This is a genomic window from Shewanella sp. UCD-KL12 (assembly GCF_001957125.1).
Lineage (GTDB): Bacteria > Pseudomonadota > Gammaproteobacteria > Enterobacterales > Shewanellaceae > Shewanella.
Genome location: NZ_MPHJ01000002.1, coordinates 1 through 12,747, shown reverse-complemented (window position 1 = coordinate 12,747; position 12,747 = coordinate 1). Strand labels below are relative to the sequence as shown.

Sequence of the window (12,747 nt, the reverse complement as noted above, 5' to 3'; positions counted from 1 at the left end):
TTAAGAGAGGCTCTAGAACCTAGGTTCTAGAGCCTTTTTTTATGCCAATAATAAGAAACCGATAAAAGTCACTAGCGCAGCAATTAATGCGTAGGGTAACTGAGTCACCGCATGGCTCACCAAGTTACATCCCGAGCCTTGAGCTGCCAATACTGTCGAATCAGAATAGAAGCAAGCTTGGCTACCAAATGACGAAGCTGAAAGCAGCGCCCCTATCACCAGTGGTATATTGGCATCAACTGACTGGGCCAACGGCATCACAATCGGAATCGATACCGCAAAAATTCCCCAGCTAGAACCAGTAGCAAAAGCCAATATAGACATACTCAAGAATACCACTGCAGGCAGCAACTGAGGTGTCATAAAAGGGCTCAAAGTACTTATCACATACTGAGGCAGCATTAGCTTGTCACACACATCTTTAAAAATGAATGCGGCAATAACAGTACAGATAGCCGGTAGCATAGACTTAAAGCCGTCTATCATCTGCTCCATCATCTCCGACAGTGGCATCAATTTTTGCACGCCATAGTAAGGTAAAGTTATCGCCAAAGTCGCAAGTAAGCCTTTAAGCACATCTATATCGAAATAAACCGTAAAGCCGACCAATAACAAGATAGGCACAAAGAAATTATGTAGCTTACCTGAGTCATCAGCGTGTTTAAATTCGTCCTCAATCGCTTTAACGGCATATTCATCTGATGTTTGTACCTCATCGAGATCCACCTGCTTAAGGGCTGGCTCACCTTGGGATGCAGCAATTTGTGCACGCTTCATCGGACCAAACGCAGGTACTATGCCCAAAATAACCAAGAGCACCATAGCGACAGCGAGCCAAGCATAAAGCATATAGGGAATGGCCTGCATATAGACCGCAATCCCCTGCCCCTGCTCAGCGACGCCGTTATCCACTAACAAGCCACCAAAAAATACCGCCCAAGTAGACAGTGGCACTAACACACAGATTGGCGCTGCAGTTGAATCAACGACATAAGCAAGCATCTCACGTGACACTTTAAACTTGTCGGTAACCCGCTTCATGGTTGAGCCCACAGTTAATGCATTGAGGTAGTCATCGATAAATATCACTACACCTAGCATAAATGTCATAAACAGGGATGACTTTGGCCCTTTTGCAAGCTTTAGCGCATGACGGCCAAAAGCCATAGAGCCGCCTGTTTTCACCAGTAAAGAGATCAGTGCGCCAAAACCACCACAGACTAAAATGAGCCAGCCAATGGTTTCATCTGCCATAACAGACAGAGAAATATCAGCAAACTGAGTCAAGATTGTCGCGGGGTCCAATAGCAGTAAACCAACTAATGCACCAATCACGAGTGAAAGAATAGGACGTCGTAGAACAACGGCTAACACCAATACCACCGCAGGTGGAATAAGACTTAAGGCTGTCGGATCTGACATGCGCTAATGTCCTTCTAAAATAGTGCCAAAATGGCAAATTAAATTAAAAGACTCAAAGTAAACTGGCTTTTATGCGCTCAGTGATATGAGTTTATTGCTGCTTTTAGGGTGAGCACGCCACCAGCTGAATAGGGAAGCGCTGGTGTATGGCATGCTCGAGTTGAAAACATCGGGCGCAAAATAATCCCGAATTGAATTTTAGTCAATAAAAATTATCACTCCTAAAGCACATTTTTTAAACCAAGGTTGATGATAATCATAATTAATTGAAATTAAAAGGTTTTACCTTGATTAGTTTTTAAGGTTTACACACAACAAATCCCGCCTTTAAAGCGAGCTTTCTACCCATGCTGAATTGGATGAGCAGTTAAATGAATAAACCTGAATAAAATCAACTGCCAGCAAATGGCTTAGACACTTAGGATAAATTATCGAATTATCCAAGGGCTAGGTATTCGCGTTTTATGCACTCACAAGCCATACCTTTTATGTTGATTGCTTATTGTTAGTGAGCTGATAATATCAGCAATAAAATAACTAGAATAAGATATTGATACTATGAAGATTACTACAGGCCACAGGTCGCAAGTCTTAGCTATCCTATTGTGCTTATCGGTGCCTTTAAGCGCAGCTGAAACTCAGACTCCTGGGCAAACCACGCTACTGAAAAACCTCAATGGCTACACAGTCAATAAAGGCGAGTTAATCAGCTTTAATGCGATTCAATTTACCGATAGCAAGATTGATAAGCTCTTCATATCTCAGACCCCCAAGCGAATTAACGATAAGATCAATGTTATTGATGCTGGCGGAAAAACCATGCTACCAGGCCTCATTGATGCTCATGGGCATATTTTAGGTTGGGGACTTAACTTGATGCGCACTAACCTGCGTGGCAGCCAATCTGAAGAAGAAGCGGTGCAACGTACGATTACGTTTCGAACACTTAACCCTGAGCTCAACTGGGTGCAGGGACGAGGGTGGAACCAAGTTCTGTGGCCCGAAAAATCTTTCCCGACTGCCGCCTCTTTAGACAAACACTTCCCTAATACCCCCGTATGGCTAAGACGTGTTGATGGGCATGCTGGCTGGGCTAATACCGCGGCAATGAAACTTGCAGGCATTGACTCTAATACCCAATCACCAGAGGGTGGCGAAATCATTCGTACCCAAACCGGTGAGCCAAGTGGGGTATTTATCGATAATGCTATGTCCCTTATCAGCACAGCCATTCCTGACTTAAGTGTCGCTGAGCAAGAGACAGTCCTTAAAGCTGCAATGACAGACTTAGCTAGGCTCGGCCTCACTAGCGTGCACGATGCAGGTGTGGGTAGCGAAACGATCACAGCCTATAAAAACTTGGCCAATAAAGATGAGATGCCAATTAGGGTCTATGGCATGGTTGCTGCTGGCGATCCGAAATTTTCCGCCTTAATGGCAAAAGGCCCATATCATCACAACTCTGGCATGTTGGACTTTAGCAGTGTAAAGATCTCATCAGATGGTGCCTTAGGTAGCCGCGGGGCTGCACTTATTGAAGATTATTCAGATCTTCACGGCCACAAAGGCCTATTACTACATAGTAATAAACAGCTAAAAAGCTACATGACCACTGCCATGAAAGCAGGGTTCCAGGTCAATACACATGCCATTGGCGATCATGCGAATAAGTTAGTCCTAGACTCCTATGAAGCACTCATTGAACAGACCGGTACTAAACCACTCAGGCATAGAGTCGAACATGCGCAAATATTACGCTTAGAAGATATTCCACGTTTTGCAGAGCTTGGCATAATCGCATCAATGCAGGCCACCCATGCAACGAGTGACAAGAATATGGCTGAAGATAGAGTCGGCTCGGAGCGCATTAAAGGAGCCTATGCTTGGCATAAACTATTAGAAGCTAATGCCATTATTGCTGCAGGTTCTGACTTCCCAGTTGAGCCTGCGAACCCCTTCTTTGGTTTACATGCATCGGTCACTCGCCAAGATCATAACAACCTCCCAGCAAATGGCTGGTACCCTAATGAAAAGATGAGCATGAATCAGGCGCTGAATAGCTTCACAGCCGCAGCGGCCTATTCTGCTCACCAAGAAAATCATATTGGTCAATTAGCACCAGGAATGGCTGCCGACTTTATTATTATCGATCAAGATATAGTACAAGGCGATCCACGTTCGATATGGCAGACACAAGTGCTAGAAACCTGGGTTAACGGCACTAAAGTGTTCAATATAGATTCAACATCCGTTACAAAAGCAGTGACTAAATAGTCACTAACCAGTATCTCAAGCCGCTTTGTTAGGGAGCTCAATAGATTTATCGAGCTCCAATTTCCCCCTTTTACTAAGCAGTTACACTCGGCTCAAAGCCCTTGTTCTATCATTAACTCCACTCCTTCGAATAAAAAACGTCAATCCCTCGAATAAAAAACTTCAAACACTGGGTCTTATTGCTACATCTGCACACTATAACTACAAAAAAGAGGAATCAGCTCATGATTAAAACCATCAGCATTAAGCCCAATCAAACAATAACAATGCTTAAGTCTGTAATATTTATAATAGTTGGAATGCTGAGCATTAATATCACCTATGCAGAGCAGGCAACTCACTTAGATGAACAACAAATCAAAAAAGGCGATCACAACGGCCAAGTGTTAATCATCAATGGTCACTCTAAGGCTTGGGAAACCTCGAGTCAGCAATGGATTAATCTAGATAACTTCTGGCAAAACTGGGCTAACAGTCGAGGTGGTATAACTTGGGGGCGCAGTAAAGATTATCCAGCCTATGAGCAGGTAAAAGAGCAAGATACTTTATTGATAGAGCTCGACACTGGTACTTGCATGATGGAGTTCTGGCACTCACGATGGAGACGCGCCAACGATGTTCGTCGCTGGGATGATGCTTTCAACACTTATTCGGCATGCAGTAACGTATTCGACTAACTGGATTCGCTCGCACTTGTTAAGGGCTTTCCCCCTTAATTGGTATGATTTTCCGAGTATTGATTCATCTTTCACTATTAATCTTGAATACCTTCACAAGCCATTGTAAGTTCAATGAGTTAACAAGGAGGTCATAAGTTTGACCTCCTAGCTCCGCATTAGCTTAAAGGAATTGAAATCATGGAAGAAGCACTCATCATTTTTGCCGTTTTAGCCTCTGTATTTATTTATAGCGAACTTGTGACTGCCAAGCGAAAAATAAACCGACTCGAACGGAAAATAGATACCTTACTAAAAAATAACGGCATTATTTACGATGATAAATTACACATTTCAAAAGAGGTTTTATCGTCAATTGCTGCAGGGCATAAACTTAAAGCAATTAGATTATATCAAGAAGAGACTGGCGTCGGTTTAAAGAAGGCCCAAGAGGTTATCAATAGGCTAGTGTGAACGCGGCTATCACCTTGTGTTACACAGGAGTACTGCAGCTCATTAATTAAGAGTTTCAGCTTAGTTTGATGAGGTATAGAACGACAAATCTCAAGGGGTGAATACAGTCATTAAGCTAATAGCATTAAAAAAGGGAGCGACCTAAATCGCTCCCTTTCAATAATCAAACTAACAATTTATCTCATTTCCCAAGCACGGTATGTTCGGCCTTTCAACTTGCCGTTGACTATCTTATGTAATGCACGCTTGGCAACTTTACGATCGACAGCCACATATGAGCGGAACTCAGTGATCTTGATTTTGCCAACTTCAGATCCTTGAATGCCATCTTCGCCAGTTAATGCACCTAGAATATCTCCAGGACGAACCTTGTTCTTCTTACCGCCATCAATCTGCAGAGTCACCATCTTAGGTTGAGTCGGGAAGGTATCGAGTAAATTCTCAGGTGGCAAACCTTCGCTGACGATATCACGATCTAAATACTCTTCTAAGAGTTTGATCTTGTAGTCATCATCAAAAGTGTAGAAGGTGTAAGCAGCACCTTTACTGCCTGCACGCCCGGTACGGCCAATGCGGTGAATATGCACTTCGGTATCGAAAGCAAACTCGTAGTTAATCACCATATCCAGAGCTTCAATATCTAGACCTCGAGCGGCAACATCTGTTGCTACCATGATTGATGCACTCTTATTGGCGAACTGCATTAAGGTCACATCCCTATCCCTCTGCTCGAGATCGCCATGCAGTGCCACAACACTGAACCCGTCATTGGCTAACGTAGCTGCGACATCTTTCGTTTCTCGCTTAGTATTACAGAAAACCACCGCACTCTCTGGTCGGTGTTGTAGCAGTAATAAACGCAGCGCTTTTTGACGATCTTTATTGCTGTCGATTTGATAGAAGTGTTGATCGATACTGCTACTGTCATGGGTCGAAGCGACTTTGACAGTTAAAGGCTCGAACATGATCTCTTCGGCGATCTTTTGGATCTGCTTTGGGAATGTCGCGCTAAACAGTAAGGTCTGACGTTCACGAGGCATCTCGGCCATAATGTAGTCTAGATCAGGCAAGAAGCCCATCTCGAGCATGCGATCAGCTTCATCGAGTACTAAGGTATTAACATTCTCTAAATTTAACCGTTCACGTGACAAGTGATCGATAATACGGCCCGGTGTGCCCACGATGATATGAGCACCATGTTCAAGTGAACCGATTTGCGGACCCATTGGTACACCACCACATAAGGTCAATACCTTAATGTTATGAATACCACGCGCTAGAGTACGGATCTCTTTTGCCACCTGATCAGCCAGCTCTCGAGTTGGGCATAAAACCAATGACTGAATACGAAAACGCTTCACGTCTAGCTTGTTCAATAGACCTAAGCCAAATGCTGCAGTTTTACCTGAGCCCGTTTTACCTTGGCCAATAACATCTTCACCGTTCAAGATAGCCGGTAAACTTTGCGCCTGAATGGCCGTCATTGAGTCATAACCCATGGTTTTCAGGTTACTGAGTAGTTCAGGTTTTAATGTTAATGTCGAAAAAGACAGATCAGTATCTGCATTTGGGGTAACTTGGCTCAAGGTCTATTCCTATTTTTATCACGACAAAACACTCGCCATGATAGCGACTGTCAATAATCCATAATCAAATAATAGTCCATGTAATGGTCAATCATTTAAATATAACTATTGATATGTCGCTGATATAAATCGAAGTTATCAAGCTAACTATCATCCTGTGAACTCAATGATATTTGGGCTTAATATTAATGGGGGGATTATAGCAAGGTTTGATATGAGTTGCTCGTATCCTTGCCTAGGCCTTCTAATAGAAAACTAATTTATAAATCTAAATGTCTAACCAGGTCACAACTCATTGGACTCGTTTTGAATATCACTTGTTTGAGTCAGATGGCTAAAGCCTTTATTCGATTAGGCTCAAGCCTATCTCACTACCCAAGACCATTAATCGAAACACTCACACCCGTTATCTAGGCCGTGTTACTCGGGCATCTCTCCGCGCAAAGTCGAACCGATCCTCTCTACCCACCAATCAATAGCGTCCCTGGCATCATCGGTTGAGTCGATCATTGAGCTCAGATCTTTACTCCCTGCTTTTCTGTCGATAACAGCTACGATAGGCTCACCGGAATTAGCATCGCTGATCATCATCTCAATAGTGGCACTACCTACATTAGTGTGCTCTCCAGTCACGACTTTTGAGATAGTGGAGATGCCTAAGCCAAAGGGAAGCAGACTACTGGTTACAGCCAGAATAGGATTTGGTGTTTCTATGTTAGTCAGGGCGACACTAATCCTTAAGGTATTCTCCTCAAGACTATCCACGAGCTCAAAATTCTTGCTGGCCTTCTGCTTTATCTTTTCGATCAGATATTCTGACACGCCGATAATCTCTTGTTCCGATAAATTATCATAGCGAGTCTTATCATCCAGAACCAACCAGACTTGATCGACGATAACACTATCGTATTGTCTCAGAATATCATTGAGATCTTTGATGCTCTTGATACCTTGTTTTGCCCAAACAAGGTCGCTGCCGCCCTCTGGACCCGGCCTAAAGTCATCGAAGCTTGTAAACATCTGTGATTGACGATAGTCCTGGATAACACCACAACCACTTACTAACAGTACAAGTGCACTCACAACTAAATTGACAGCAATTCGATAAGATTTCATACGTTTCCATCCAAGTAAATCAGTAAGCTGTAAAGAAACATGAGAATAGAGTTAACCACCTTAGTATAAGAGTAGAGTTCACTCAGTATTACTCTGTCATTTGTCGTAATAACAGCCCCATTATCATTTAAAAACAATAGGATAGGTAAAAGCCCCAAGCATTATGAGCTTTTACATATCAGTCTATTAGAATCAGTCTATCTAATTACTAGCTAAGCTGTAGCTAAGCTGTAGCGAATTCAGCTTCTTCTGCCTTATTGGCATCTATGCGCTTAATTATCATGCCATAGATAATCAAAGAAACAGCCGATACAGTGGCGATTCCAGCAAAGAAGTACCAAATGTAGTGAGCATGAGATGAGGCCTCAACCCACTGTGCATGATTATCGAAAATTCTCGGATCTGGACAGTAGGCTTCAAGCAAGTAACCAGACAGACCGAAACCTAACAGAGAACTGATAAACGAATGAAGATGTGAGAAGCCAAGGTACAACCCTTCTTCTCCTTTAGGAGCTTGCAGTGAGAAATACTCTAGAAATCGCGGTGAGATAAAACATTCAGCCAAGCCTTGAAACACAATACCAATAATCATCATAAAGGCGATAGGATGCATTCCCATAATGCTTTCATTGCCAGCAAGCATATTGCCTGATGCCATCAGAAGCGCTGACACTGGCATAATGAACATGCCGATAGTCATTGAAGACAGTGCACTACGCTTGTTCATTACTGCAGTAACTAAACTGACAGAGAGGAAAACCACCAAAGGGTTAACGTTAGCATACCAAGAGGGTGATGAGCCTTCGCCGGCCATACGTAATACATACTTAGGCATAGTGGCATAAAGCTGGTGCTGTACCATCCAAAAACCACTAATAATAATAGTTAACGAAATTAAGCGACCGTTAGAAACCACACGAGTCAGGGCGCTCCATATCTCCCCAAGGGACTTACCTTCGCTATTGGTTTCTGCATTTTTGAAGAAGATATAGATACTAACAAAAGCTATCAAGGTCATTGTTGCAGCAAAATAGTTTAAGTTAATCAGGCCAAGATCGCCCATAGACTCACGTAAGGGCTTAACCACTGTCTTACCAGAAAACGCGCCGATATTAACCATCATATAGAAGATAGAGAAACCTTTAGCGCGGTTAGCGGTAGTCGTTGATTTAGCGACAGTGCCGGTTATAACAGCCTTAATGAAAGAGCCACCAATCATGATTACAACTAAAATTGGGACTATTGCCCAGCGTATATCGGCCTCTTTTAAACCGTGGTAAATAGCCTCTTTACCATATTCAACAAGACCTTGAGACTCTAGCAAAGCAGGAAATAGTGCAAGACCAGAGTAACCTATAGTTAATAGTCCAAAGGCTAACAACAGGGCGCCCCTGAACCCAATCTTATCGGCTAATGCACCACTAAAAGTAGGTAAAAAATATAAGCCTGCAGAAAACGAACCCGCTAGCCATGCAGCCTCAACATCTGTGAAGCCAAGGATACGAGACAGGTATAGGGTGATTACGATAAATACGCCATAGTAGGCGGCACGCTCTAACAGTTCGACACCGTTAGCTATCCAGAACACCCGAGGAAATTCTGCTTTTGAAGAAACTCTATCATTCATATTATTGTTATCCGGAGCTTAAGTAGAAAATATAAGTTAATGGCTAGAAATGGCTGCTGCAATTGCAATAACATCTTTTCTATATCGATTATTTGTCTATTTTACAATGAGATGATTTATCAGTTAGTTAACCTATTCCAATAGGCTAGCAACCTTAAAATTTGACCTTGGATAATAACACGCACACAGAGATGATTAATATAAAATTAAGTTTCAATTAAGCTAAATGCCTATATTTGAAGAATTGTTTGATAGGCTAATCAATAGCAGACAACACTCGCTCAAATCTCAAATAACAGGTACCCTTTGCCATTAATGTAAATATTCCCCACTAATGGCAAGCCAATGACAAAACCTAATATCACTAAAAAGCAGCTTCTTGATGTACTTAAATCTTGGGGAGAACAGAAGATTAGCTCAGATCAATTGCAAGACTGGATGGTCACAAACTATGATCCCGATGAGTATGATATCGGCTTAGGTGAACCTGAGTGGACAGTCGAAGCGATGAATATAGTCATGAATGAATATGAAATCGCGAAACAAGAAAAGTTTCTATTAGCCAAATACCAGCTCGCCATCGATTTTATCACCGCAGATGAATCTAGGTTTAATCAAACTAGACACCTATTTTTACATGAAGGTTTCTGTGATTAGTCCCCCAGAACAGTGATTGATAATTGAGGGATATTTGTACTGAGTTGCAGATCACGAATTCCACAATCCAATAACAAAATTTCGTACAAAAACATATTCATCTCCTATACTTATCACAGCATAGGAGAGCCAAAAATGTTTAAACTGAATATCCGCCGTAAGGTAGTACTCACTACTTTAGCTTCTGTCGTTTTATCTATTTTGATCATTAGTATCTACTCACTCAGCACCAGTCGATCAATCATTTTAGAGAGTACGCTTGAAAGGGAGCTTCCAGCAGTATTAGGTGAGGTTGCTAACGATATAGACTCTCAGCTACTTATGCCGATCACTATTGCAAAGGTCATGGCTAATAATGTCGACTACCAAGCTGTTATCAGAGATGGCGATCAACAAGAGTCACATCAAAACATCATTAACTACCTTAGTAATATCAAACAAGAATTCAATACAATAACGGCCTTCTTAGTCTCATCAGACACAGGTCGCTACTTTACTCAAAACGGCCTATTCAAAACAATCAATCAGTCTGACTCTAAAGATCAATGGTTCTACAACTTTTTATCTAGCGGCAAAGAGTATGATTTAAGTTTAGATGTGGATGAAAGTAGCCAGATCCCGACACTTTTCATTAACTACTTGATGAAGATAGATGGCAAGCCGAGTGCTGTAGCTGGTGTCGGTTTATCCCTCGCAAGTCTATCTGACAGTATCAAGCAATATCAGATTGGGACCAACGGCAGAGTATTTTTGACAGATGGTGAAGGAAAAATAAAAATCCATCCTGACACAAGTTATATAAATAAGAGCCTTAATAGTTTAGGTAATATAGATACAGGTTCATTACTGCAAAGCCAAGATTTCGCCACATTAGAATATGAAGAAGCTGGAACAGAGATGCTAGTTGCTAGCAGGTATCTCCCAGAAATAGGTTGGTATCTTATAGCCCAGGTACCACGAGACGAAATTTTTGGCGCATTAAATAGAGCAACTTGGTCATTAGCTGTTATGGGGCTCATTATCGCACTCCTGTTTATGGTTATCAGTGCATGGCTTATTAATAAACTGATCTCCCCCTTCGGCGAACTGGCTAAAATGCTAGAAGATATAGGTGAAGGTGAAGGCGATCTCACCATACGCCTCGATGATACGAGGAGTGATGAAGTTGGTAATATGGCTAGAGGCTATAACAAATTTGTTAGTTATCTTAGTAGTACATTACGCAGTGTGTCGGCAACAGGACACGATCTCTTTGAAGCAGTAGAGAGAATAGATAACCAAGCAAAGCATATGGAAGGAGAGATCACCGATCAAGTCAGTAAGATTGAACAGATCGCCACTGCTATTCATGAGATGGGTATGACAGCAGAGGAAATTGCAGGTAGTGCGAATAACGCAGCTGAAAATGCACAAGTGGCTGAAGAAGCAGTGGTTCAGGGCAACAGTTCGGTGCAGAAAACTATTTCAAGCGTCTCAACGATGAGTGAGCAACTCAATAAAACAAGCGAAACCATCAGTCAACTTGCCGAAGATGCGGACTCTATCGATACAGTGCTAGAGGTGATCCGTGCCGTCTCAGAGCAAACTAACTTACTGGCACTAAATGCTGCGATTGAAGCTGCACGAGCAGGTGAACAAGGAAGAGGCTTCGCTGTCGTTGCTGATGAAGTAAGAACGTTAGCATCACGCAGTCACGCATCAACCGAAGAGATTCGTGGCATTATCGAAAAACTGCAGTCTAAAACACGTGAAGCCGTAGAAGCCATTGAGCGTAGTACAGAATTAAGTACCGAAAGTCAGGCTGAAGCCACTATCTCAGGTGAGCACCTACACAGTATCTCTGAAAACATCAAAGTGATGAATGAGATGAGTGTGCAAATTGCGACAGCAACAGGAGAGCAATCTAATGTTGTCGGAGAGATAAACCCACATGTTACAGCCATTGCAGACATCTCAAGCACCAGTAGCCAAGTCGTTCAACAAACCTCTGTAGACTGTAGCGATCTACGGGAAATGGCTGTACAGCTCAACGAACTAGTCTCTAGGTTTAAGATCTAGATTGCCCTACATCTAGTCAGAGCCAAAATCAGAGCCTATAAACAGTTTTGATAGACTAAACTGTACAACACTCACCTAAGCCTACTTAACCAAGTAGGCTTTTTGCCATAAGGCTCTCGCCACCCTCATGTTGATATTGAGCCGTGTGAGATTATCCGTTTATTAGTCGCCTGTCATGGTCAGCTACGGGGCAGTTTAATGCATCCTGCATAAACTGCACTTCCTACATCCATGTAGGTCGCCACCCTCCAAATTGATATTGCCCCCGCTAAGTGATGAAATCTTCCATTTATTAGGCGCCTGGAAATGGCCTACTCTCGACGTTCGCGAAGCGAACACATGGGGGCGGAAAAGTAGTGCCTCGAATGCGCAGCATTTAGCGACTTTGTAGCGAGAAGCGACGCAGTCGCTGAACTGGAGGCTAGGCACATGGAAGTGCCGAATGTCATAAACGCATGGACGCAGTTTATGACCAAGCTCAGCGGCGGGTCGACCGCCATGGATGGTGGAAGTGTCGATATTGAACGACTATATGGATATAGGAGGTAGAGCGAAGCACGACTGAATGGATTCAGGAGTTAGGGTAACGCAGGAGCGGTTACCGAGGATGCTAGAGCCTTTATCGACCGACGTCGGAAGAAGCTATTTTGTAGCCTGCAACAAAGGCGCCTTTCAATGTCCAGCTTCGAGCAAGCTCTCCGCGTTCAGAGCCAACATCAAGCTTCGCTTGATAAGCGTAGGCTCGTCACCCTACTATCACATGAAATGAAGCATGCTTCGCATGCGCTATTTACTTCCCATGTTCGAGTGGTCATTTCAAAAGCTGTTAAACGAAAAAATCCCCAACACAAAGTGCTGGGGATTTATCGTTTATTAG

At 42.8% G+C, this 12,747-nt stretch carries 10 protein-coding genes; 6 read left to right on the top strand and 4 right to left on the bottom strand.

Going from position 1 to position 12,747, the window contains the following annotated elements; translation table 11 throughout:
• Positions 1–39: 39 nt before the first annotated feature.
• On the bottom strand, positions 40–1,422 hold the full coding sequence (locus BM736_RS06155; protein ID WP_076409996.1) for a Na+/H+ antiporter NhaC family protein: 1,383 nt from the start codon (positions 1,420–1,422) through the stop codon (positions 40–42).
• Between the two features lie 558 nt (positions 1,423–1,980).
• Here BM736_RS06155 and BM736_RS06150 point away from each other — a divergent pair.
• The 3 genes from BM736_RS06150 to BM736_RS06140 all read left to right on the top strand — a co-directional run bounded on the left by BM736_RS06150 (position 1,981) and on the right by BM736_RS06140 (position 4,826).
• A complete protein-coding gene (locus BM736_RS06150; protein WP_076409994.1) occupies positions 1,981–3,696 on the top strand; it encodes an amidohydrolase in 1,716 nt (571 codons plus the stop codon).
• A 224-nt stretch (positions 3,697–3,920) separates the two neighbouring features.
• A complete protein-coding gene (locus BM736_RS06145; RefSeq protein WP_083699906.1) occupies positions 3,921–4,373 on the top strand; it encodes a hypothetical protein in 453 nt (150 codons plus the stop codon).
• A gap of 180 nt (positions 4,374–4,553) precedes the next feature.
• On the top strand, positions 4,554–4,826 hold the full coding sequence (locus BM736_RS06140; RefSeq protein WP_076409992.1) for a DUF6793 family protein: 273 nt from the start codon (positions 4,554–4,556) through the stop codon (positions 4,824–4,826).
• 176 nt (positions 4,827–5,002) lie between these two features.
• Here BM736_RS06140 and dbpA read toward each other — a convergent pair whose 3' ends face one another.
• From dbpA to BM736_RS06125, 3 genes are all read right to left on the bottom strand, one after another.
• On the bottom strand, positions 5,003–6,379 hold the full coding sequence (dbpA, locus tag BM736_RS06135) for an ATP-dependent RNA helicase DbpA (RefSeq protein ID WP_143562358.1): 1,377 nt from the start codon (positions 6,377–6,379) through the stop codon (positions 5,003–5,005).
• Positions 6,380–6,832: 453 nt separating this feature from the next.
• Positions 6,833–7,528 carry a DUF3313 domain-containing protein gene (locus tag BM736_RS06130; protein ID WP_076409988.1) on the bottom strand — a complete coding sequence of 232 codons (696 nt, stop codon included), beginning with the start codon at positions 7,526–7,528 and terminating at the stop codon, positions 6,833–6,835.
• Between the two features lie 223 nt (positions 7,529–7,751).
• On the bottom strand, positions 7,752–9,155 hold the full coding sequence (locus tag BM736_RS06125) for an MFS transporter (RefSeq protein ID WP_076409986.1): 1,404 nt from the start codon (positions 9,153–9,155) through the stop codon (positions 7,752–7,754).
• 345 nt (positions 9,156–9,500) lie between these two features.
• On the opposite strand from BM736_RS06125, the gene BM736_RS06120 reads away from it, so the two are divergent.
• The 3 genes from BM736_RS06120 to BM736_RS25300 all read left to right on the top strand — a co-directional run.
• Positions 9,501–9,812 carry a hypothetical protein gene (locus BM736_RS06120; protein ID WP_076409984.1) on the top strand — a complete coding sequence of 104 codons (312 nt, stop codon included), beginning with the start codon at positions 9,501–9,503 and terminating at the stop codon, positions 9,810–9,812.
• Between the two features lie 135 nt (positions 9,813–9,947).
• Entirely contained in the window at positions 9,948–11,870 is a 1,923-nt protein-coding gene (locus BM736_RS06115; RefSeq protein WP_076409982.1) for a methyl-accepting chemotaxis protein, read from the top strand.
• A gap of 675 nt (positions 11,871–12,545) precedes the next feature.
• Positions 12,546–12,747, top strand: a 202-nt coding sequence (locus BM736_RS25300) for a hypothetical protein (RefSeq protein WP_218638746.1), incomplete at its 3' end; no start/stop codon positions are given.

Coding starts and splice junctions, on each gene's coding strand:
- BM736_RS06125 (WP_076409986.1), bottom strand. CDS start 9,155: ATGAATGATAGAGTTTCTTCAAAAGCAGAATTTCCTCGGGTGTTCTGG.
- BM736_RS06130 (WP_076409988.1), bottom strand. CDS start 7,528: ATGAAATCTTATCGAATTGCTGTCAATTTAGTTGTGAGTGCACTTGTA.
- BM736_RS06155 (WP_076409996.1), bottom strand. CDS start 1,422: ATGTCAGATCCGACAGCCTTAAGTCTTATTCCACCTGCGGTGGTATTG.
- BM736_RS06140 (WP_076409992.1), top strand. CDS start 4,554: ATGGAAGAAGCACTCATCATTTTTGCCGTTTTAGCCTCTGTATTTATT.
- BM736_RS06145 (WP_083699906.1), top strand. CDS start 3,921: ATGATTAAAACCATCAGCATTAAGCCCAATCAAACAATAACAATGCTT.
- BM736_RS06150 (WP_076409994.1), top strand. CDS start 1,981: ATGAAGATTACTACAGGCCACAGGTCGCAAGTCTTAGCTATCCTATTG.
- BM736_RS06115 (WP_076409982.1), top strand. CDS start 9,948: ATGTTTAAACTGAATATCCGCCGTAAGGTAGTACTCACTACTTTAGCT.
- BM736_RS06120 (WP_076409984.1), top strand. CDS start 9,501: ATGACAAAACCTAATATCACTAAAAAGCAGCTTCTTGATGTACTTAAA.